This window comes from Streptomyces sp. NPDC002265, from assembly GCF_040296125.1.
Taxonomy (GTDB): domain Bacteria; phylum Actinomycetota; class Actinomycetes; order Streptomycetales; family Streptomycetaceae; genus Streptomyces.
On record NZ_JBEOWS010000005.1, the window covers coordinates 24,884 to 46,315 of the forward strand.

Consider the following 21,432-nt stretch of genomic DNA (forward strand, 5'->3'; position numbering starts at 1 on the left):
GCTGTTTGTCAATTCCGCCAGGCCCGGCGGAGCACGCCCGTCGTCGGCGGGGCCGTGCGGGTGTAGCCGCCGGGCCCGCGGTGCACCATGGCTGCATGCTGCTGAGCCGGCTCGCCCAGGTGTCCCGGGAGGTCGCCGCCGCCTCGGCGCGGTCCCGCAAGACCGCGCTGCTCGCCGGGCTGTTCCGGGAGGCCGACCCGGACGACGTGCCGCTCGTCATCCCGTACCTGGCCGGGCGGCTGCCGCAGGGCCGGCTGGGCGTCGGCTGGAAGGTGCTGTCCCGCCCGGTCCCGCCGGCCGCCGGACCGGCGCTGACCGTGCGCGAGGTGGACGCCCGGCTGACCGGGCTGGCCGCGGTGTCCGGCCCCGGCTCGCAGGCCGAACGGGCCCGTCTGGTCGAGGCGCTGATGGGCGCGGCCACCGAGGACGAGCAGCGGTTCCTGCTCGGCCTGATCACCGGCGAGGTACGGCAGGGCGCGCTGGACGCGGTCGCGGTCGAGGGCCTGGCGGCGGCGACGGGGGCGCCCGCGGGGGACGTACGGCGGGCGGTGATGCTGGCCGGTTCGCTCCCCGCGGTGGCACAGGCGCTGCTCGCCGACGGACCCGCGGCCCTGGACCGGTTCCGGCTGACCGTCGGACGCCCGGTGCTGCCGATGCTCGCGCACAGCGCGGCCTCGGTCGCCGACGCGATCGGCAGGCTGGGCGCCTGCGCGGTGGAGGAGAAGCTGGACGGCATCCGGGTCCAGGTGCACCGGGACGGCGACACCGTGCGCGTCCACACCCGCACCCTCGACGACATCACCGACCGCCTGCCCGAGGTGACCGCGGCCGCGAGGCAGCTGGCGGGCGAGCGGTTCGTCCTGGACGGGGAGGTGATCGCGCTCGGCCCGGACGGCCGGCCGCGGTCCTTCCAGGAGACCGCCGGGCGGGTCGGCTCACGGGTGGACGTGGCCACGGCCGCCGAGGCGGTGCCCGTCTCCCCGGTCTTCTTCGACGCACTGTACGTCGACGGCCGGGACCTGCTCGACCTGCCGCTGACCGAACGGCACGCGGAGCTGGCCCGGCTGGTCCCCGAGCCGATACGGGTGCGGCGGACACGGGCCTCCCAGGCCCCGGAGGACGTCCGGGAGGCGGAGGAGTTCCTGGCCACGACGCTGCGGCGCGGCCACGAGGGCGTGGTGGTCAAGGCCCTGGACGCCCCCTACAGCGCGGGGCGGCGCGGCGCCGCCTGGCTGAAGGTCAAGCCCGTGCACACCCTGGACCTGGTGGTGCTGGCCGTCGAGCGGGGCCACGGGCGGCGCACCGGCAGGCTCTCCAACCTGCATCTGGGCGCCCGCACGGCCGACGGCGGCTTCGCGATGCTCGGCAAGACCTTCAAGGGCATGACCGACGCGATGCTCGCCTGGCAGACCGAGCGGCTGGCGGGGCTGGCCGTCGAGGACGACGGCCAGGTGGTCACCGTACGCCCCGAACTCGTCGTGGAGATCGCCTACGACGGCCTCCAGCGCTCCAGCCGCTACCCGGCCGGTGTCACGCTCCGCTTCGCCCGCGTGGTCCGCTACCGGCCGGACAAGCGCCCCGAGGAGGCGGACACCGTGTCGACCCTGCTCGCCGCGCACCCGGAGGTACACCCGTGAGCACCGCCCGCGGCCGACGCAGCGCCGGACTGCTGTTGTTCCGGCACACCGACCATGGCCTCGAGGTGTTGCTCGGGCATATGGGCGGTCCGTTCTACGCGCGGAAGGACGCCGGGGCGTGGACCCTCCCCAAGGGCGAGTACGGGCCCGAGGAGCCCGCCTGGGAGGCCGCCCGGCGCGAGTTCCGCGAGGAGCTCGGGCTCGCGCCGCCCGACGGCGCCGCGATCCCGCTCGGGGAGGTCCGGCAGACCGGCGGCAAGACCGTCACGGCCTGGGCGGTCGAGGCCGACCTCGACCCCTCGGCGGTCCGTCCGGGCACCTTCCGGATGGAGTGGCCGCCCCGGTCGGGGCAGGTCCGGGAGTTCCCCGAGCTGGACCGGGTGGAGTGGTTCGGGCTCGACCGGGCCCGGGAACTGGTCGTCGGGGCGCAGACCGCGTTTCTCGACCGTCTGACGGAGCACTCGGCCTGAGCGGACGCGCACGCGTGACCCGGGCGGACACGCACGCGTGGCCGGAGCGCGGGCGCGGGTGTTGCCTGAGCGGACGCGCACGCGTTGCGGTCCCCCGCGGCGCGCGGGAAGGTCGAGACACAGCCTGTTCCCAGGGAGGTCGGTCATGCCCATCGCAACGGTGAACCCTGCGAACGGCGAGACGCTGAAGACGTACGAGGCCATGGGCGAGGAGGAGATCGAACGCCGGCTCCAGCTCGCCGAGGCCACGTTCCGTACGTACCGCACGTCGACGTTCGCCGAGCGCGCCCGCCTGCTGCACCGGGCGGCCGACCTGCTGGAGGCGGACCAGGCGGACATCGGGCGGGTGATGACCACCGAGATGGGCAAGCCGGTCAGGCAGGCCCGCGCGGAGGCGGCCAAGTGCGCCAAGTCGATGCGCTGGTACGCCGAGCACGCCGAGGAACTGCTGGCCGACGAGCTGCCCGCCGCCGACGACGTGCGGGACTCCGGCGCCTCGCGGGTCCTGGTCCGCTACCGGCCGCTGGGCCCGGTGCTCGCGGTGATGCCGTGGAACTTCCCGCTGTGGCAGGTGGTCCGCTTCGCGGCGCCCGCCCTGATGGCGGGCAACGTCGGCCTGCTCAAGCACGCCTCGAACGTCCCGCAGACCGCCCTCTACCTGGAGGACCTCTTCCATCGCGCGGGCTTCACCGAGGGCTGCTTCCAGACCCTGCTGATCGGCGCGGGCGCGGTCGACGGGATCCTGCGCGACGAGCGGGTCAAGGCGGCCACCCTCACCGGCAGCGAGCCGGCCGGCCGGGCGGTCGCGGCCACCGCCGGAGAGATGATCAAGAAGACGGTGCTGGAACTGGGCGGCAGCGACCCGTTCGTGGTGATGCCGTCCGCCGACGTCGAGCGCGCCGCGCAGGTCGCGGTGACCGCCCGGGTGCAGAACAACGGGCAGTCGTGCATCGCCGCAAAGCGGTTCATCGTGCACGCGGACGTCCACGACGAGTTCACCGAGCGCTTCACCGCGGCGATGAAGGCGCTGAAGGTCGGCGACCCGCTGCTGGAGAGCACCGAGGTCGGGCCGCTGGCGAACGAACAGGGGCGGGCCGACCTGGAGGAACTGGTCGACGACGCCCGGCGCAGCGGCGCCGCCGTGCTGTGCGGCGGCGAACGGCCCGAGGGACCGGGCTGGTACTACCCGCCGACCGTGCTGTCGGGGATCACGCGGGAGATGCGCATCCATCGCGAGGAGGCCTTCGGGCCGGTCGCCACGGTGTACCACGCGGGCGATCTGGAGGAGGCACTGCTGATCGCCAACGACTCCCCGTTCGGGCTGAGTTCGAACGTCTGGACCCGGGACGAGGCCGAGGTCGACCGGTTCGTACGGGACCTGGAGGCGGGCAGTGTGTTCGTGAACGGGATGACGGCCTCCCATCCGGCGTTCCCGTTCGGCGGGGTGAAGCGGTCGGGATACGGGCGCGAGCTCTCCGGGCACGGAATCCGCGAGTTCTGCAACATCACCACCGTATGGCAGGGAGCGTGAGCCTTCCGCGGCTACGATCCCCTTTGTGAACCGCGAAGTGACCCTGCCGCTGATCGTCGACGACCGCGGCACGTTGCAGGTGTCGGCGTCCGACGTCAGCAAGCTGCTGCGCACGGTGGGCGGCCGCTGGCTGCATCTGGTGGAGGCCGGTCAGGACGGCCTGGACGAGGACACGGTCGCGGCGCTGACCATCGAACTGGCCAAGCTGGCCGACCGGATCGACGTGGCGTGCATCGCGCACAGCAGCGGACAGCGGGGCTAGGCGGCCGACAGCGGGGACAGTTCGCCCCCTGAGGGGCTGCGCATCCGTGTGCCCCGCGCCGGGTGAACCGCCCCCGCGGCCTGTCGCGGCCGCGGCCGACGCCGCCCAGGGACGCACTCGACATGCCCCGCCCGCTCCGCCTCGGGGCCCCCGATTGGAGTAGTCCAGCGAGAGACCGTCGCCCTGTCGGGTGATCGTGGGTGGACCACCCTCACGGGTGAACCACCTTCTGACCGGAGGGCCTGCGAAGGGGTCCTCCGGACGGCGAAAGCAGGCACGGTCATGGCGACTTTGTGCAAACCCTCGGTGTCGGTCCCGGAGCACGTCATCACCATGGAGGAGACGCTCGAGCTGGCACGCAGCCACCACGAGGACCACCCGCAACTGCCCCTGGCCCTCCGTCTGATCGAGAACACGGGCGTACGCACCCGGCACATCGTGCAGCCGATCGAGGAGACCCTCAAACACCCGGGGTTCGAGGAACGCAACAAGCTCTACCAGGCCGAGGCGAAGGCCCGGGTCCCCGCGGTCATCCAGCGTGCGCTCGACGAGGCCGAACTGCTCACCACCGACATCGACGTGATCATCTACGTCTCGTGCACGGGCTTCATGATGCCCTCGCTCACGGCGTGGCTGATCAACGAGATGGCCTTCGACAGCACCACCCGTCAGATTCCCATCGCCCAGCTGGGCTGCGCGGCGGGCGGCGCCGCGATCAACCGGGCCCATGACTTCTGCACGGCGTACCCGGACGCCAACGCGCTCATCGTGGCCTGCGAGTTCTGCTCGCTGTGCTACCAGCCCACCGACCTCGGCGTCGGATCGCTGCTGTCCAACGGCCTGTTCGGGGACGGCATCGCCGCCGCCGCGGTCCGCGGCAGGGGCGGCACCGGCATCGAGCTGGAGCGCAACGGCTCGTACCTGATCCCCAAGACCGAAGAGTGGATCATGTACGACGTCCGGGCGACCGGCTTCCACTTCCTGCTGGACAAGCGGGTGCCCGCCACCATGGAGCCGCTCGCCCCGGCGCTCCACGACCTCGCGAACCTGCACGGCTGGAACGCGGCCGACCTGGACTTCTACATCGTCCACGCGGGCGGGCCCCGAATACTCGACGACCTCAGCAAGTTCCTGAAGGTCGATCCGCACGCCTTCCGGTTCAGCCGGGCCACGCTCACCGAGTACGGCAACATCGCCAGCGCCGTCGTCCTGGACGCGCTGCGCCGGCTGTTCGACGAGGGCGGCGCCGAGCACCGGGCGCGCGGGCTGCTCGCCGGGTTCGGCCCCGGCATCACGGCCGAGATGGCGCTGGGCCGGTGGACCGGTGGCGAAGGGGCGTCATGACCGAGAAGACGATCACCGAGACCCTGCCCCCGGTCCGGCACTGGCCGGCCCTCGATCTGACCGGTGTCGACTTCGACCCGGTCCTGACCGAGCTGATGAACGAGGGCCCGGTCACCCGCATCCAGCTACCCAACGGCGAGGGGTGGGCGTGGCTGGTCACCCGGCACGACGATGTGCGCACGGTGACCAACGACCCCCGGTTCGGCCGCGAGGCGGTCATGGACCAGCAGGTCACCCGGCTGGCCCCGCACTTCATCCCGGCCCGCGGCGCGGTCGGCTTCCTGGACCCGCCGGACCACACCAGGCTGCGCCGGTCGGTGGCCGCCGCCTTCACGGCGAAGGGGGTCGAACGGGTCCGGGAGAAGTCCCGTCTGCTGCTCGACGAGCTGGTCGACGAGCTGCTCCAGGACGGCCCGCCCGCGGATCTCACCGAGACGGTGCTCAGCCCGTTCCCCATCGCGGTCATCTGCGAGCTGATGGGCGTCCCGGCGGCCGACCGGCACGGCATGCACGCCTGGACCCAGCTGATCCTCTCCTCCTCGCACGGAGCACACGTCAGCGAGAAGGCCAAGGCCGAGATGGGCGCGTACTTCGCGGACCTGATCGGCCGGCGGGAGGACGGCACGGCCGAGGACGTGACCTCGCTGCTCGGCGCCGCCGTGGGCCGGGGCGAGATCACCCTGGAGGAGGCCGTGGGGCTCGCGGTGCTGCTCCAGATCGGCGGCGAGGCGGTCACCAACAACAGCGGGCAGATGTTCTACATCCTGCTGACCCGCCCGAACCTGGCCCGGCAGCTACGGGCCGAACCGGAGATCCGGCCGCAGGCCATCGACGAACTCCTGCGGTACATCCCGCACCGCAACGCGGTCGGTCTGTCCCGGATCGCGCTGGAGGACGTGGCGATCGGAGGCGTACGGATCCGGGCCGGTGATCCGGTCTACGTGTCCTACCTGGCCGCCAACCGTGACCCGGACGTCTTCCCGTACCCCGAGACGATCGACTTCTCGCGGTCGCCGAACCCGCATGTCGCGTTCGGCTTCGGTCCGCACTACTGCCCAGGCGGCATGCTGGCCCGCCTGGAGTCCGAGCTGCTCGTCGACGCGCTGCTCGACCGGATACCGGGGCTCGAACTGGCCGTTCCGCCGGAGAAGGTGCCGTTCCGCAAGGGCGCGCTGATCCGCGGGCCCGAGGCCCTGCCCGTCACCTGGTGAGCCCCCGATGACGACGACCGAGGGACTGCTGGTGCCGCCCGGCCACGGCCGGGTGGTCCAGAGTCCCGCGCAGCACGTGACGTTCAAGGTGACCGGCTCGCACTCGCGTACGGCCTCCACCTTCGAGGTGGTGGTCCCCCCGGGCTTCGACGTCGGTGCCCATGTGCACGCGCGCAGCGAGGAGTTGTTCTACGTCCTCGAGGGCGAGCTGGACGTGCTCGCCTTCGAGCCCCGCGTCCGCACGCCCGACAACTGGCGCACCTGGGAGTCGAGTTCGGGCAGCCGGGTGGTGCGGGCCACGGCGGGTACGGTGATCGTCGTACCGCCCGGTTGCCCGCACGCGTTCGCGAATCCGACGGAGACGCCCGCGAAGATGTTCTTCCAGGCGTCGCCGCCGCCGGACCACGAGCGCTACTTCGAGGAACTCCTGACGATCCTGGACGGCGAAGGCCCGCCGGACCACGAGGCGATCGAGGAACTGAGGATGCGCTACGACATCGAGCAGCTGACCCCGCTGCGGCACCGCTGAGCCACCGGGGCGCGGCTTTCCGGGGCGTGGGCCGGACCGGTCCACGCCCCGCCGCCGCGTGCTAGCGCACGGGCATCCCCGACAGGGTGCGGGCGATCACCAGGCGCTGGATCTCGCTGGTGCCCTCGAAGATGGTGTAGATCGCCGCGTCCCGGTGCATCCGCTCCACCGGGTACTCCCGGGTGTAGCCGTTGCCGCCCAGGATCTGGATGGCCTGTCCGGTCACCTTCTTCGCGGTCTCACTCGCGAACAGCTTCGACATCGAGCCCTCGGCCGACGTGAAGGGCCGGCCGTTGACCGCCATCCAGGAGGCCCGCCACACCAGCAGCCGGGCCGCGTCGATGGACGTGCGCATGTCGGCGAGCTGGAAGGCCACGCCCTGGTTGTCGATGATCGGCCGGCCGAACTGCTCGCGGGTCCTGGCGTAGTCGAGGGCGACCTCGTAGGCGGCGCGGGCGGTGCCCACGGCCATCGCGCCCACGGCCGGGCGGGACGCCTCGAAGGTGGCCATCGCGGCGTTCTTCACGCGCTCCCCGCCCGCCTTGGCCCGCTCGCGCGCCCGGGCGAGGCGCTCGTCCAGCTTCTCCTTGCCGCCCAGCAGGCAGGAACCGGGGACGCGTACGTTCTCCAGGACGACCTCGGCGGTGTGCGAGGCGCGGATGCCGTGCTTCTTGAACTTCTGTCCCTGGGACAGGCCCGGCGTGTTCGGCGGGACGATGAAGGACGCGTGGCCCTTGGAGCCGAGCTCGGAGTCGACCACGGCGACGACCACGTGCACGTTGGCGATGCCGCCGTTGGTCGCCCAGGTCTTCGTGCCGTTGATCACCCACTCGTCCTTGGCCTCGTCGTAGACGGCGCGGGTGCGCAGGGAGGCCACGTCGGAGCCGGCGTCGGGCTCGGAGGAGCAGAACGCGGCGACCTTCACGTCGTTCGGGTCGCCGTACATCTGCGGGATCCAGGTGCCGATCTGCTCCTCGGTGCCGTTGGCGAGGACGCCCACGGCGGCGAGGCCGGTGCCCACGATCGACAGGGCGATGCCCGCGTCGCCCCAGAACAGCTCCTCCATGGCCATGGGGATGCCGAGGCCGGTGGGGTCGAAGTACTGCTGGGCGTAGAAGTCGAGGGAGTAGATTCCGACCTTCGCGGCCTCCTGGATGACCGGCCAGGGAGTCTCCTCACGCTCGTCCCATTCGGCGGCCGCGGGGCGGATGACGTCGGCGGCGAAGCCGTGCAGCCAGTCCCGGACCTCATTCTGTTCGTCGTTGAGCTCCATGGTGAACTCGGCCATGTCCCCTCCAGCGGCGGCGCACGTGCATGTTACTTGCGGTAACGCGAGTCTGTTACCGACGGGTAGGCCATGTCAACTCCTGATGACCGGTCGGCAGCCCGTTCGATGTCAGGGAGGTGTTGAGTGTTAGTTTGCGCAGGCGTCACCGAACCAGCACGGGTGGGGAGAGCTCATGGACACCACACAGCGGACCGATCAGCAGCGGGCCGCCGACCGTCGACGGCGCGAGCTGCTGGAGGCCGCCGACCGCGTGGTGCTCCGCGACGGCCCGCAGGCGTCGATGAACGCCATCGCGGCGGAGGCCGGCATCACCAAGCCGATCCTCTACCGCCACTTCGGCGACAAGGGCGGACTGTACGCCGCCCTGGCCACCCGGCACACGGACGCCCTGCTCGCCTCGCTGCGGGCCGCGCTGGACGCGCCCGCCGAACGGCGCGAGCGGGTCGAGGCCACCCTCGACACCTACCTCGCGGCGATCGAGGCGCGCCCCCAGGTGTACCGGTTCCTGATGCACCCGGCGGAGGGCGGCCAGTCCGGCGACCAGGGCTTCGACGTGGGCAAGCACAGCGCGCCGCTGCTGCGCCGGATGGGCGAGGAGCTGGCCCAGGTGATCGAGGAGCGGGTGGATCTGGGTCCGGGCAGCCAGCAGCTGGCGCGGGTCTGGGGACACGGGATCGTCGGCATGATGCACGCGGCCGGCGACTGGTGGCTCGGCGAACGGCCGTGCTCGCGCGCCGAACTCGTGCGCAGTCTCGCCGATCTGCTGTGGGGCCGGCTGGCGGCGGCCGGCGACAAGGTGGGCGGCCCGGGGTTCTGAGACCCCGCGCCACCGGAGTCCGTCCTCGCGCGACGCGGCGGACGGGCCCGGCACACCCGCGCGCGGACGCCTCACCGGTGCCAGGGGGCCCGCTTCACCTGCCGCATCAGCCGGTGGCCGCGCCATCCCGTCACCCGGTCCGCGTACACCGCACCGTCCAGATGATCACATTCGTGTTGCAGACAGCGGGCGAAGAAGCCGGTCCCGTGCACGGTGACCGGCTCGCCCGTCACCGTGAACCCCTCGACGACCGCGTGGTCGTGGCGCTCGGTGCCCGCCTCCAGGCCCGGCAGGGACAGACATCCCTCCGGCCCGCGCAGCACCAGTCCGTCGGCCGTCACCAGCCGGGGGTTGACCACGTGCCCCAGGTGCCGGACGTCCTCGTCGTCCGGGCAGTCGTACACGAACACCCGCAGCGGCTCGCCGACCTGGTTCGCGGCCAGTCCCACCCCCTGCGCCGCGTACATCGTGGCGAACAGGTCCTCCACGAGCCGGGCCAGTTCGGGACCGAAGTCGGTGACCTCGGCGCAGGGGCTGTGCAGCACCGGGTCGCCGAGCAGGGTGAGGGGCCGGACTCGCCCGCGGGCGCCCGGGATCGGACCGTGTCGCATGGCGGCAAGGGTACGGTCCTGACAGCCACGCGGATGTCGCGTGGGTGCCGCGGGGGTGCCAGGGTTCGGGTGTGTGAATGGATCTCGATAGGCTGAGGTCCACACCACGTTGCCGAACGGCTTGAGGCGCGGCGCGTACGCAAGGAGGATCGAGAACTGATGGCAGGCAACTCGGACCCGCTCACGCCGCGGGCCAAGATCGCCGTGACCGCGGGCAAGGCGGTCGCGGCGGCATCGCGCGCAGCGGGGCGCGGCAGCGGTTCGGTGATCGGCGGACGGGTGGCGCTCAAGCTCGACCCCGACCTTCTCGCCCGGCTCGCCCAGCACCTGGACGTCGTCCTGGTGTCGGCGACCAACGGCAAGACGACCACCACCCGGCTGATCGCGGAGGCCCTGGGCGCCGCGGGCCCGGTCGTGTCCAACGCGCTCGGCGCGAACATGCCGGCCGGCATCACCTCGGCGCTCGCGGGCGGTTCGGAAGCCCGCTACGCGGTCATAGAGGTCGACGAGAAGTACCTCGCGGGCGTGGCCCGGGACACCGACCCGAAGTGCATCGCGCTGCTCAACCTCTCCCGCGACCAGCTCGACCGCGCGGCCGAGACGCGGATGCTGGCGGAGAACTGGCGTGAGGGCCTGGCCGGTTCCAAGGCCGTCGTCGTCGCCAACGCGGACGACCCGCTGGTCGTGTGGGCCGCGTCGTCGTCCGCCAATGTGATCTGGGTCGCAGCCGGGCAGATGTGGAAGGACGACGCCTGGTCCTGCCCGTCCTGCGGCGGTGTGATGCAGCGTCCGGGCGACGACTGGTTCTGCGGCGACTGCGGCTTCCGCCGGCCGTCGCCGAGCTGGGCGCTGTCGGGCGACCACGTCCTCGACCCGCACGGTTCGGCCTGGCCGATCCACCTCCAGCTGCCGGGACGCGCCAACAAGGCCAACGCCGCCTCCTCGGCCGCGGTCGCCGCCGTCTTCGGAGTGCCGCCGCAGGTGGCCCTGGAGCGGATGTACCAGGTACAGGCCGTGGCCGGCCGCTACGACGTCGTGCAGTTCATGCAGCGCGACCTGCGGCTGCTGCTCGCCAAGAACCCGGCCGGCTGGCTGGAGACGTTCTCCCTGATCGACCCGCCGCCGACCCCGGTGATCCTGTCGGTGAACGCGCGCGGCGCCGACGGCACGGACACCTCGTGGCTGTGGGACGTCGACTACACCCGGCTGACCGGCCACCCGATCTTCGTGATCGGCGACCGGAAGCTGGACCTCGCGGTGCGTCTGGAGGTCGCCAACCAGCACTTCCAGGTGTGCGAGAGCGTCGACCAGGCCGTGCAGATGGCGCCTCCCGGGCGGATCGAGGTCATCGCGAACTACACCGCCTTCCAGGACCTGCGCCGCCGCGTCGGCAACTGACCACCAAGGACGGTCATCTCATGAGCGACAACCAACTGCGGATCGTCTGGGTCTACCCCGACCTCCTCAGCACCTACGGCGACCAGGGCAACGTCCTCGTCGTGGAACGCCGGGCCCGCCAGCGCGGCCTCGACGTGGCCCGGCTGGACGTACGCAGCGACCAGCCGATCCCGACCTCCGGCGACATCTACCTCATCGGTGGCGGCGAGGACCGGCCGCAGCGGCTCGCGGCCGAGCGGCTGCGCCGCGACGGGCACCTGTACCGGGCCGTCGAGAACGGCGCGATCGTGTTCTCGGTGTGTGCCGGCTACCAGATCCTCGGCCAGGAGTTCGTCAACGACCTGGGCCAGCGCGAGCCGGGTCTCGGGCTGCTGGACGTGACCACGGTGCGCGGTACCGGCGAGCGCTGCGTCGGCGACGTGCTCGCGGACATCGACTCGCGCCTCGGTCTGCCCCCGCTGACCGGCTTCGAGAACCACCAGGGCGTCACCCAGCTCGGCCCCACCGCCCGTCCCTTCGCCCAGGTGCGGATCGGCCGGGGCAACGGCACGGGGGACGGCACGGAGGGCGCGTACAACGACACGGTCTTCGGCACCTACATGCACGGGCCCGTACTCGCCCGCAACCCTCAGGTCGCGGACCTGCTGCTGAAGCTGGCCCTCGACGTGAACGCGCTGCCGCCGATCGACGACCACTGGTACGAGGCGCTGCGCAACGAGCGGATCGCGGCCGCGCAGCAGCCTGCCTGAACGTCTCTGCACAGGCCCGTCGGACACCTTTCGGACACCCGTCCGATGCCCGTCCGACGGGCCTTGTGCACAGGTGAGCGGGCCCGTCTGACACCCCGTCCGCACAGGTGAGCGGGCCCGTCCAGCAGGCGGACGCACGGTGCGGTCCCGCCCCCTCCTGACGCTAGGGTGGCGACGTCCGTGCCGGACAGCGTGGTTCGGCCCCCGGCCCACGTGGAGAAGGTTGTTCGGGCTATGCGCATTGGTGTCCTCACGTCCGGCGGCGACTGCCCCGGCCTGAACGCCGTCATCCGGTCCGTCGTGCACCGTGCCGTGGTCGACCACGGCGACGAGGTCATCGGCTTCCGGGACGGCTGGCGGGGTCTCCTGGAGTGCGACTACCTCAAGCTCGACCTCGACGCGGTGGGCGGCATCCTGGCCCGCGGCGGCACCATCCTCGGCTCCTCCCGGGTCCGCCCCGAGCATCTGCGGGACGGCGTGGAGCGCGCCCGGGGCCATGTCGAGGAGCTCGGTCTCGACGCGATCATCCCGATCGGCGGTGAGGGCACGCTGAAGGCGGCCCGTCTGCTGTCGGACAACGGCCTGCCCATCGTCGGCGTGCCGAAGACCATCGACAACGACATCGCGGTCACCGACGTCACCTTCGGCTTCGACACGGCCGTCGGGGTCGCGACCGAGGCCCTGGACCGGCTGAAGACCACCGCCGAGTCCCACCAGCGCGTGCTGATCGTGGAGGTCATGGGCCGTCACACCGGCTGGATCGCGCTGCACTCGGGCATGGCGGCCGGCGCCCACGCCATCGTCGTACCGGAACGGCCCTTCGACATCGACGAGCTGGCGCGGCGGGTCGGGGAGCGCTTCGAGGCCGGCAAGCGGTTCGCGATCGTCGTGGCCGCGGAGGGCGCCAAGCCGAGGGCCGGCTCCATGGACTTCGACGAGGGCGGCAAGGACGTCTACGGCCACGAGCGGTTCGCCGGGATCGCCCGTCAGCTCTCCGTGGAGCTGGAGGAGCGCCTCGGCAAGGAGGCCCGGCCGGTCATCCTCGGACACGTCCAGCGCGGCGGCACGCCCACCGCGTACGACCGCGTGCTGGCCACCCGCTTCGGGTGGCACGCGGTGGAGGCCGTGCACCGCGGCGAGTTCGGCATGATGACCGCGCTGCGCGGCACGGACATCGTGATGGTGTCGCTGGCGGAGGCCGTGAAGACGCTGAAGACGGTCCCGGAGGAGCGCTACGCCGAGGCGGAGTGCGTGCTCTAGGCGCTTTTGCGGCTTCAGCCGCCCCCGGCCGCAGTGGCGGCCGGGGGCGGCTTTAGTCTGGGTGCGGACAGACAGCTGTGGACAGACAGCGCGCAACCCCCACGAACCAGGAGCCGGCGGATGGATCACAGCGGGCACGGCATGACCATGGATCTGCCGCCGTTCACGCTGGGACGAGGTCTTCAGTGGTCGGCGGACCCCTTCTTCCTCGTGGCCTGCCTGCTGGCACTGGCCCTGTACGGCTGGGGGGTCGTCAGACTGCGGCGGCGCGGGGACGCCTGGCCGGTCGGCCGGACCGTGTCGTTCACCGTCGGGGTGCTGACGGTGATGGCGGTGATGTGCACCGCGCTGAACGACTACGGGATGGTCATGTTCAGCGTGCACATGGTGCAGCACATGGTGATCAGCATGCTGTCGCCGATCCTGATCCTGCTCGGCGCCCCGGCCACCCTGGCGCTGCGCGCGCTGCCGGTCGCGGACCGGGGCCGCAAGGGGCCGCGCGAGCTGCTGCTGGCGCTGCTGCACAGCCGCTACATGCGGGTGATCACGCATCCGGCGTTCACGATCCCGATGTTCATCGCGAGCCTGTACGCCCTGTACTTCTCCCCGCTGTTCGACTTCCTGATGGGCTCCCGGGCCGGGCACATCGCGATGATGGTGCACTTCCTCGCCGTCGGCGTGGTGTTCTTCTGGCCGATCATCGGCGTGGACCCGGGGCCGAACCGGCCGGGTCATCTGATGCGGATGCTGGAGCTGTTCGCGGGCATGCCGTTCCACGCGTTCTTCGGCATCGCGCTGATGATGGCGTCGTCGCCGATGGTCGACAGCTTCCGCAACCCGCCCGCCTCGCTCGCCATCGACGCCCTCTCCGACCAGAACGCGGCCGGCGGCATCGCCTGGGCGTTCAGCGAGATCCCCTCGGTGCTGGTGCTGATCGCACTGCTGTTCCAGTGGTACGGGTCCGAGCAGCGGCAGGCCAAGCGCTCGGACCGGGCCGCGGAGCGCGACGGGGACAAGGAGCTGGAGGCGTACAACGCCTATCTGGCCTCCCTGAACGCACAGGGACGCTGAGGCGGACGCACGGGCGGTACGGCCTGGCCGGATCCGGGGCACCATGGAGGAGGACGAACCCTGAGCAGGGTGTCCTGAGGAGGGTGTCGCGATGCCCGGTTCCACGGACGGTTCCACGAGAGCGATGGGGGTGCTCACCCTCGGCGGGCTCGTCGTGGTGACGGCCTACACGGTGGCGCTCGGCAGCAACGGCTGGCTGTGGTTCGGCTGGGTCGTGCTGGGACTGCTCACCCTCGCCATGATCATCACCGACGGCCGGCCGGCGTAGAGCTCCGGAGCTCTACGCCCTGAGCACGCCGGGGCTCACGTCCCGGTCAGCCGGCCCGCCGAGTGCACGCCCGGCTGGTACTTCGGCAGCCGGGCGGTGATCTTCATGCCCGCCCCCACCGCGGTCTCGATGACCAGACCGTGGTCGTCGCCGTAGACCTGCCGCAGCCGGTCGTCGACGTTCGACAGTCCGATGCCGCCGGACGGGCTGACCTCGCCCGCGAGGATGCGGCGCAGCAGGGCGGGGTCCATGCCGGCGCCGTCGTCCTCGATGACCACCAGGGCCTCGGCGCCCGCGTCCTGCGCGGTGATCTGGATGCGGCACGCGTCGGCCTTGCCCTCCAGGCCGTGCTTGACGGCGTTCTCGACGAGGGGCTGGAGGCAGAGGAAGGGCAGCGCCACCGGCAGCACCTCGGGGGCGATCTGAAGGGTGACGGAGAGCCGGTCGCCGAAGCGGGCCCGGACCAGCGCCAGGTAGTGGTCGATGGCGTGGAGCTCGTCGGCGAGGGTGGTGAACTCGCCGTGCCTGCGGAACGAGTAGCGGGTGAAGTCGGCGAACTCCAGCAGCAGCTCCCGGGCGCGCTCGGGGTCGGTGCGCACGAAGGAGGCGATGACCGCGAGCGAGTTGAAGATGAAGTGCGGGGAGATCTGGGCCCGCAGAACCTTGATCTCGGCCTCGATCAGCCGGGTCCGGGACTGGTCGAGGTCGGCCAGCTCCAGCTGCACGGACACCCAGCGGGCGACCTCGCCGGCCGCCCGGAGCAGGACCGCGGACTCGCGCGGCGCGCAGGCGACGAGCGCGCCGCGCACCCGGTCGTCGACGGTGAGCGGGGCGACCACGGCCCAGCGCACCGGGCAGTCGGGGGCGTCGCAGTCCAGCCGGAACGCCTCGCCCCGGCCGCTCTGGAGGGGGCCGGCGAGCCGCTCCCTGACCTCGGCCCGGTGGTGGCTGCCCGCGCCGTCCCAGACGAGGACGTCCTGGTCGTCGGCGAGGCACAGCGCGTCCGTGCCGAGCAGCGACCGCAGGGTGCGGGCCGATCTGCGGGCCGTCTCCCCGGTGAGGCCCTCGCGCAGCGGGGGTGCGGCAAGGGACGCGGTGTGCAGGGTCTCGAAGGTGGCGTGCTCGACGGGGGTGCCGAGGCCGCCCTGGCTCTCCGGGCGTGCCGTGCGCCGTCCCAGCCAGAATCCGGCGGCCAGCAGGGGCAGCGCGGCCACGCACAGGCCCGCCAGGAATCCGCTCACGCCCGCGCCTCCGGCCGCAGTTCCTCGGTGCGCAGTTCCTCCGGCAGATGGAAGCGCGCCAGCACGGCCGCCGTGCCGGCCGGTACCCGCCCCGGGGTCGCGAGGGACACCAGCACCATGGTGAGGAAGCCCAGCGGTACGGACCACAGGGCGGGCCAGGCGAGCAGGGCGTGCGGCGGTCCGCCGGTGCCCGGGAAGCCCGCCATGGTCGCGGTGACCGCCACGAACGCCGAGCCGCCGCCCACCAGCATCCCGGCGGCCGCGCCGGGCGGGGTCAGCCGCCGCCACCAGATGCCGAGGACCAGCAGCGGGCAGAACGACGACGCGGAGACGGCGAAGGCGAGCCCGACCGCGTCGGCCACGGGCAGGCCGCCGACCAGGACGCTGGCGGCCAGTGGTACGGCCATGGCGAGCACCGTGCCGAGCCGGAAGTGCGGGACGCCGCGTGCGGGCAGGACGTCCTGGGTGAGGACGCCGGCCACGGCCATGGTCAGCCCCGACGCGGTGGACAGGAACGCGGCGAAGGCGCCCCCGGCGACCAGGGCGCCGAGCAGTTCCCCGCCCAGGCCCCCGATCAGCCGTTCGGGCAGCAGCAGTACGGCGGCGTCAGCGTCGCCGGTCAGGGTGAGCTCGGGGGCGTACAGCCGGCCGAGCGCGCCGTAGACCGGGGGCAGCAGGTAGAAGGCGCCGATCAGGACGAGGACCGCGACGGTCGTGCGGCGGGCGGCGACCCCGTGCGGGCTGGTGTAGAAGCGGACGACTACGTGCGGCAGGCCCATGGTGCCGAGGAAGGTGGCGAGGATCAGCCCGTACGTGGCGTACAGCGGGCGCTCCTCGCGGCCCGCGGCCAGCGAGGTCGACATGCCGGCCCGGCCGCCGTGGTCGGCCGCGGGCACCGTGCTGCCCTCGGTGAAGGTCAGCCGGGTGCCCCGCTCGATGCGGTGGACGCCGGCCGGCAGGTCGACCCGGGTGCCGTCCAGGGGCCGCCCGTCGACGGTGCCGCTGACGGCCACGGTCAGCGGCCGGTCCAGCATCAGGTCGAGGGTGGAGTCGAAGCGCACCACGCCCTGCCTGCGGAAGGCGGCGGGCTCCTCGAAGGCGTGCGTGGGCGCGCCGTCGCCCTGCCAGGCGAGGACCAGGAAGAGGGCGGGGACCAGCAGGGCGGTGAGCTTCAGCCAGTACTGGAAGGCCTGGACGAAGGTGATGCTGCGCATGCCGCCGGCGGCCACGGTCGCCACCACGACGACCGCCACGATCACCCCGCCGAGCATCCCGGGCGCTCCGGTCAGCACGGTCAGCGTCAGTCCCGCGCCCTGGAGCTGGGGCAGCAGATACAGCCAGCCGACGCCCACGACGAAGGCGCCCGCGAGCCGCCGTACGGCCTGGGAGGCGAGCCGTGCCTCGGCGAAGTCGGGGAGGGTGTAGGCGCCGGAGCGGCGCAGCGGGGCGGCGACGAACAGGAGCAGGACCAGGTATCCGGCGGTGTAGCCGACGGGGTACCAGAGCATGTCGGGGCCCTGGACCAGGACGAGCCCGGCGATGCCGAGGAAGGAGGCGGCGGAGAGGTACTCGCCGCTGATGGCGGCCGCGTTGAGGCGGGGTCCGACGGTGCGGGAGGCGACGTAGAAGTCGGAGGTGGTGCGCGATATGCGCAGCCCGAACGCGCCGACGAGGACGGTGGCGACCACGACGAGGGCGACGGCGGGGACGGCGTAGCCGGAGTTCACGGCGCTCAGCGGTCCTCCACCAGGAGCACGAAGTCCCGCTCGTTGCGTTCGGCCCGGCGTACGTACCAGCGGGCGAGCAGCACGAGGGGGACGTAGAGGCAGAAGCCGAGGACGGCCCATTCGAGGCGGCGGGCGTCCGGCATGGCGGCGAAGAGCAGCGGGAGCGGGCCGACGAGCAGCACGAGGACGGCGAACACGGCCAGCGCGGCCCGTAGTTGAGTGCGCATCAGGGAGCGGACGTAGGTGTGGCCGAGGGTGGTCTGCTCGGCTATCTCGGTGCGGGGGCGGTAGTAGCCGGAGGCTCGTCCGGTGCGGCGGGGCGGGCCGGTGACGACGACGCGGCGCTCGGCGGGGTCCTGGGGCACGGATTCCTTCCTAGCTGGTCGGGCGGCGCATCAGCAGGTCCCTCAGCTCGCGTGCGTGGCGGCGGCTGACCTGGAGCTCCTCGGTGCCGATCCGGACGCTCACCGTACCCGCGTCCAGGCGGAGTTCGCCGACGTGGCGCAGCGCGACCAGGTGGCGGCGGTGGATGCGGACGAATCCGCGCGAGCGCCAGCGCTCCTCCAGGGTGGACAGCGGGATGCGGACGAGGTGGCTGCCGCGGCCGGTGTGCAGCCGGGCGTAGTCGCCGTGCGCCTCGACATGGGTGATGTCGTCGACCGCGACGAAACGGGTCACGCCGCCCAGTTCGACCGGGAGTTGGTCGGGGTCGGGTTCGTGCACGGGGAACCGGGCGGTGGTGCCGCGCAGTTCGGCGGCCCGTCGTACCGCCTCGGCGAGGCGTTCCTTGCGGACCGGTTTGAGCACGTAGTCGACGGCCTTCAGGTCGAAGGCCTGGACGGCGAAGTCCTCGTGGGCGGTGACGAACACGATCAGCGGCGGCCGGGCGAAGCCGGTCAGCAGCCGGGCCAGGTCGAGGCCGTCGAGACCGGGCATGTGGATGTCGAGGAAGACGACGTCGACGGCCTCGGGGCCGTGCGGGCCGGACTCCAGGGCGCGGTTGATGCGCCGCAGCGCCTCGGTCGCGTCGCCGGCGCCCTGCACGCTGCCGATCCGGGGGTCCGCGTTGAGCAGGTAGAGCAGTTCCTCCAGCGAGGGGCGTTCGTCGTCGACGGCGAGGGCGCGCAGCATGAAGGTGGAGTGTAGGAGCAATCGGTACGTCTGGACATGTGCCCTGCGTGTGGGTTCGCGCTGGATACAGTGCGGCCATGAACAGCAGGCCCACGTCGTTCGACGAGCTCGACCGGAAGATCCTCACCGCGCTGATGGCGAACGCCCGGACCAGTTTCGCCGAGATCGGCGCGGCGGTCGGTCTGTCCTCGACGGCCGTGAAGCGCCGGGTGGACCGGCTGCGGGACACGGGGGTGATCACGGGGTTCACGGCCACGGTGAAGCCGTCGGCGCTGGGCTGGAGCACGGAGGCGTACGTCGAGGTGTACTGCGAGGGCGCGGCGCCGCCGCGGCGGCTGGCGGAGGTGGTGCGCAACCATCCGGAGATCACCGCGGCGATGACGGTGACGGGCGGCGCCGACGCGCTGCTGCATGTGCGGGCCCGGGACGTGGACCACTTCGAGGAGGTGCTGGAGCGGATCCGTGTGGAGCCGTTCATCCGGAAGACGATCAGCGTGATGGTGCTCTCCCACCTGCTGCCGGAGAGCCCGGAGGCGGGCGCGAGCCAGCCGGCTCCCACCGAGCCCGTGCAGGACGCAGCAGACATGCGCCGACCGGCGTAAAGACGCAGCGATGCTGCGTGAACACGCAGGGTTCGTTCCTTGTCGTGCGGTTCTGTCACTTCTTACCTTGGTGTACACCCTCAGTCGTTACCCGTAGGAAGCGGAGGAACCCCTCTGTGTCCGAAAGCCGTGTGCCACGCTCCCGGCGTTTCCTGGTCTGCGAACCCAGACACTTCGCCGTGCAGTACGCGATCAATCCCTGGATGCATCCCGACACCCATGTCGACGTCGATCTGGCCCAGGAGCAGTGGCGGGCGCTGATCGGCGCCTACCGGGCCCACGGCCACACCGTCGAGACGGTGGAGCCGGTGGCCGGGCTGCCAGACATGGTCTTCGCCGCGAACTCGGCGGTCGTCGTCGGCGGCCGGGTCTTCGGCTCGCTGTTCCACGCGCCCGAACGGCGCCCCGAGGCCGTGCACTACGACACGTGGTTCAAGACCGCGGGCTTCACCGTGCACCGTCCCGAGTCGGTCTGCGAGGGAGAGGGCGACCTGGTCTGGACGGGCCGGTACCTGCTGGCCGGCACCGGCTTCCGCACGACCCGTGAGGCGCACCGGGAGGTGCAGGAGTTCTTCGGCCGGCCGGTGATCGGCCTGACGCTGGTGGACCCGTACTTCTACCACCTGGACACGGCGCTGTTCGTCCTCGGCGAGGGCCGCGACGCCGACATCGTGTACTACCCGCAGGCGTTCTCGCCGGGCAGCCGCGAGGTGCTGGAGCGGCTGTTCCCGGACGCCGTCCTGGCCACCCGCGAGGACGCGCTGGCGTGGGGCCTGAACTCGGTGTCCGACGGCCGTCACGTGTTCATCGCGCCGCAGGCCGAGGCGCTGGCCGCCCGGCTGGCCGAGCGCGGCTACGTCCCCGTCCCCGTCGACCTGTCCGAGTTCCACAAGGCCGGCGGCGGCATCAAGTGCTGCACCCAGGAGATCCGCTGATGACCGCACCCGCCCGTACGCTCCCGGACAGCCGCACCTCGGCCGACCTGATCCGCGCGGAGGAGCCCGTCCTCGCGCACAACTACCATCCGCTGCCCGTGGTCGTCTCCCGGGCCGAGGGCGTCTGGGTGGAGGACGTCGAGGGCCGCCGCTATCTCGACATGCTGTCCGGCTACTCGGCGCTCAACTTCGGCCACCGCCATCCGGCGCTGATCGAGGCGGCGCACCGCCAGCTCGACCGGCTGACCCTGACCTCGCGCGCGTTCCACAACGACATGCTCGCCGGATTCGCCGAGCGGCTCGCCGCGCTGACCGGTCTGGACATGGTGCTGCCCATGAACACCGGCGCGGAGGCGGTGGAGAGCGCGATCAAGGTGGCCCGCAAGTGGGCGTACGAGGTCAAGGGCGTGCCCGCCGACCGGGCCACGATCGTGGTCGCGGCGGACAACTTCCACGGCCGTACGACGACGATCGTCGGCTTCTCCACGGACGAGACGGCGCGCGCCGGTTTCGGCCCCTTCACGCCGGGCTTCCGGGTGGTGCCGTACAACGACCTGGCGGCGCTGCGGGCGGCGGTCGACGAGACGACGGCCGCGGTGCTCATCGAGCCGATCCAGGGCGAGGCGGGCGTCGTGATCCCGGACGACGGCTATCTGGCCGGTGTCCGGGAGCTGACCCGGCGCGAGAACTGCCTGTTCGTCGCGGACGAGATCCAGTCGGGGCTGGGCCGCACCGGCCGCACCCTCGCGGTCGAGCACGAGGGGGTCGTCCCGGACGTCCTGCTGCTGGGCAAGGCGCTGGGCGGCGGCATCGTGCCAGTGTCGGCCGTGGTGGCCCGCCGGGAGGTCCTCGGCGTGCTGCGGCCGGGCGAGCACGGCTCCACGTTCGGCGGCAACCCGCTCGCCGCCGCGGTCGGCACGGCGGTCGTCGAGCTGCTGGAGACGGGCGAGTTCCAGCGCCGGGCCGCCGAACTGGGCACGGCCCTGCGCGTCGGCCTGACCGCGCTGACCGGCCAGGGCGTGGTCGGCTTCCGCGCCCGGGGGCTGTGGGCGGGCGTCGACATCGACCCGGCCATCGGCACCGGCCGCGAGATCAGCGAGCGCCTGATGCGCGAGGGGATCCTGGTCAAGGACACCCACGGTTCCACGATCCGGCTGGCACCGCCGCTGACGATCACCGGCGAGGAACTGGCCGGTGCGCTCACCGCCCTGGCGAAGGTGCTCACGCAGGCGGCCTGATCCGGGCCCGCGCGACCCCGTCCGTTCGAGCCCGTCCGGCTCCTACGGACGGGGTCGCCGTGTCCTGCGGTGGCGCGGGCGCCTGCGGTTGCGCAGGGTGAGACTGTCGAGT

Annotated in this window: 22 protein-coding genes; 16 read left to right on the plus strand and 6 right to left on the minus strand. The window is 72.2% G+C overall.

What is annotated here, in order from left to right; all coding sequences use genetic code 11:
* Positions 1-95 precede the first annotated feature (95 nt).
* The 7 genes from ABT085_RS01740 to ABT085_RS01770 all read left to right on the plus strand — a co-directional run bounded on the left by ABT085_RS01740 (position 96) and on the right by ABT085_RS01770 (position 6,984).
* On the plus strand, positions 96-1,637 hold the full coding sequence (locus ABT085_RS01740) for an ATP-dependent DNA ligase (protein ID WP_351600440.1): 1,542 nt from the start codon (positions 96-98) through the stop codon (positions 1,635-1,637).
* Positions 1,634-2,107, plus strand: a complete 474-nt coding sequence (locus ABT085_RS01745) for an NUDIX hydrolase (protein WP_351600442.1) — start codon at positions 1,634-1,636, stop codon at positions 2,105-2,107. The genes ABT085_RS01740 and ABT085_RS01745 overlap by 4 nt, the downstream gene beginning before the upstream one ends.
* A 145-nt stretch (positions 2,108-2,252) precedes the next feature.
* The gene (locus ABT085_RS01750) at positions 2,253-3,638 is read left to right on the plus strand and encodes an NADP-dependent succinic semialdehyde dehydrogenase (RefSeq protein WP_351600443.1); all 1,386 of its coding nucleotides are present in this window, start codon (positions 2,253-2,255) and stop codon (positions 3,636-3,638) included.
* A 25-nt stretch (positions 3,639-3,663) separates the two neighbouring features.
* A complete protein-coding gene (locus ABT085_RS01755; RefSeq protein ID WP_162468415.1) occupies positions 3,664-3,900 on the plus strand; it encodes a DUF6213 family protein in 237 nt (78 codons plus the stop codon).
* Positions 3,901-4,182: 282 nt separating this feature from the next.
* The gene (locus ABT085_RS01760; protein WP_351600445.1) at positions 4,183-5,244 is read left to right on the plus strand and encodes a type III polyketide synthase; all 1,062 of its coding nucleotides are present in this window, start codon (positions 4,183-4,185) and stop codon (positions 5,242-5,244) included.
* Positions 5,241-6,455 carry a cytochrome P450 gene (locus ABT085_RS01765; RefSeq protein ID WP_351600447.1) on the plus strand — a complete coding sequence of 405 codons (1,215 nt, stop codon included), beginning with the start codon at positions 5,241-5,243 and terminating at the stop codon, positions 6,453-6,455. The genes ABT085_RS01760 and ABT085_RS01765 overlap by 4 nt, the downstream gene beginning before the upstream one ends.
* A 7-nt stretch (positions 6,456-6,462) precedes the next feature.
* On the plus strand, positions 6,463-6,984 hold the full coding sequence (locus ABT085_RS01770; protein ID WP_351600449.1) for a cupin domain-containing protein: 522 nt from the start codon (positions 6,463-6,465) through the stop codon (positions 6,982-6,984).
* A 61-nt stretch (positions 6,985-7,045) separates the two neighbouring features.
* Here ABT085_RS01770 and ABT085_RS01775 read toward each other — a convergent pair whose 3' ends face one another.
* The gene (locus tag ABT085_RS01775; RefSeq protein WP_351600451.1) at positions 7,046-8,272 is read right to left on the minus strand and encodes an acyl-CoA dehydrogenase family protein; all 1,227 of its coding nucleotides are present in this window, start codon (positions 8,270-8,272) and stop codon (positions 7,046-7,048) included.
* A 172-nt stretch (positions 8,273-8,444) separates the two neighbouring features.
* Here ABT085_RS01775 and ABT085_RS01780 point away from each other — a divergent pair, with 172 nt between their 5' ends.
* Positions 8,445-9,089 carry a TetR/AcrR family transcriptional regulator gene (locus tag ABT085_RS01780; protein WP_351600453.1) on the plus strand — a complete coding sequence of 215 codons (645 nt, stop codon included), beginning with the start codon at positions 8,445-8,447 and terminating at the stop codon, positions 9,087-9,089.
* A gap of 71 nt (positions 9,090-9,160) precedes the next feature.
* Here ABT085_RS01780 and def read toward each other — a convergent pair whose 3' ends face one another.
* Complete coding sequence (def, locus tag ABT085_RS01785) at positions 9,161-9,700, minus strand: peptide deformylase (protein WP_351600454.1); 540 nt, start codon at positions 9,698-9,700, stop codon at positions 9,161-9,163.
* Positions 9,701-9,859: 159 nt separating this feature from the next.
* Between def and ABT085_RS01790 the strand changes: the two genes are divergently transcribed.
* The 5 genes from ABT085_RS01790 (at position 9,860) to ABT085_RS01810 (ending at position 14,446) form a co-directional block, all read left to right on the plus strand.
* A complete protein-coding gene (locus ABT085_RS01790; protein WP_351600456.1) occupies positions 9,860-11,098 on the plus strand; it encodes a MurT ligase domain-containing protein in 1,239 nt (412 codons plus the stop codon).
* 20 nt (positions 11,099-11,118) lie between these two features.
* Positions 11,119-11,847: a type 1 glutamine amidotransferase gene (locus tag ABT085_RS01795; protein WP_351600458.1), complete on the plus strand. Its 729-nt coding sequence runs from the start codon at positions 11,119-11,121 to the stop codon at positions 11,845-11,847.
* Between the two features lie 234 nt (positions 11,848-12,081).
* A complete protein-coding gene (locus ABT085_RS01800; RefSeq protein ID WP_351600460.1) occupies positions 12,082-13,107 on the plus strand; it encodes a 6-phosphofructokinase in 1,026 nt (341 codons plus the stop codon).
* 120 nt (positions 13,108-13,227) lie between these two features.
* On the plus strand, positions 13,228-14,178 hold the full coding sequence (locus ABT085_RS01805; RefSeq protein WP_351600462.1) for a cytochrome c oxidase assembly protein: 951 nt from the start codon (positions 13,228-13,230) through the stop codon (positions 14,176-14,178).
* A gap of 91 nt (positions 14,179-14,269) precedes the next feature.
* The gene (locus ABT085_RS01810; protein ID WP_351600464.1) at positions 14,270-14,446 is read left to right on the plus strand and encodes a hypothetical protein; all 177 of its coding nucleotides are present in this window, start codon (positions 14,270-14,272) and stop codon (positions 14,444-14,446) included.
* A gap of 35 nt (positions 14,447-14,481) precedes the next feature.
* Here the strand turns inward: ABT085_RS01810 and ABT085_RS01815 are convergent, their stop codons facing one another.
* Genes ABT085_RS01815 through ABT085_RS01830 form a run of 4 tightly spaced genes read right to left on the minus strand, consistent with a single transcriptional unit; the run spans position 14,482 to position 18,545 of the window.
* Positions 14,482-15,687, minus strand: a complete 1,206-nt coding sequence (locus ABT085_RS01815) for a sensor histidine kinase (protein WP_351600466.1) — start codon at positions 15,685-15,687, stop codon at positions 14,482-14,484.
* Positions 15,684-17,414, minus strand: a complete 1,731-nt coding sequence (locus tag ABT085_RS01820) for a sodium/solute symporter (protein WP_351600468.1) — start codon at positions 17,412-17,414, stop codon at positions 15,684-15,686. The genes ABT085_RS01815 and ABT085_RS01820 overlap by 4 nt, the downstream gene beginning before the upstream one ends.
* 5 nt (positions 17,415-17,419) lie before the next feature.
* Positions 17,420-17,779, minus strand: coding sequence for a hypothetical protein (locus ABT085_RS01825; RefSeq protein WP_351600470.1), 360 nt, complete (start codon positions 17,777-17,779; stop codon positions 17,420-17,422).
* A 10-nt stretch (positions 17,780-17,789) separates the two neighbouring features.
* Positions 17,790-18,545, minus strand: a complete 756-nt coding sequence (locus ABT085_RS01830) for a LytR/AlgR family response regulator transcription factor (RefSeq protein ID WP_351600472.1) — start codon at positions 18,543-18,545, stop codon at positions 17,790-17,792.
* 77 nt (positions 18,546-18,622) lie between these two features.
* Between ABT085_RS01830 and ABT085_RS01835 the strand changes: the two genes are divergently transcribed.
* The 3 genes from ABT085_RS01835 to rocD all read left to right on the plus strand — a co-directional run bounded on the left by ABT085_RS01835 (position 18,623) and on the right by rocD (position 21,320).
* Complete coding sequence (locus ABT085_RS01835) at positions 18,623-19,147, plus strand: Lrp/AsnC family transcriptional regulator (protein ID WP_351600474.1); 525 nt, start codon at positions 18,623-18,625, stop codon at positions 19,145-19,147.
* Between the two features lie 116 nt (positions 19,148-19,263).
* A complete protein-coding gene (ddaH, locus tag ABT085_RS01840; RefSeq protein ID WP_351600476.1) occupies positions 19,264-20,082 on the plus strand; it encodes a dimethylargininase in 819 nt (272 codons plus the stop codon).
* A complete protein-coding gene (gene rocD / locus ABT085_RS01845) occupies positions 20,082-21,320 on the plus strand; it encodes an ornithine--oxo-acid transaminase (protein WP_351600477.1) in 1,239 nt (412 codons plus the stop codon). Before ddaH ends, rocD begins: the two co-directional genes overlap by 1 nt.
* Positions 21,321-21,432: the final 112 nt, after the last annotated feature.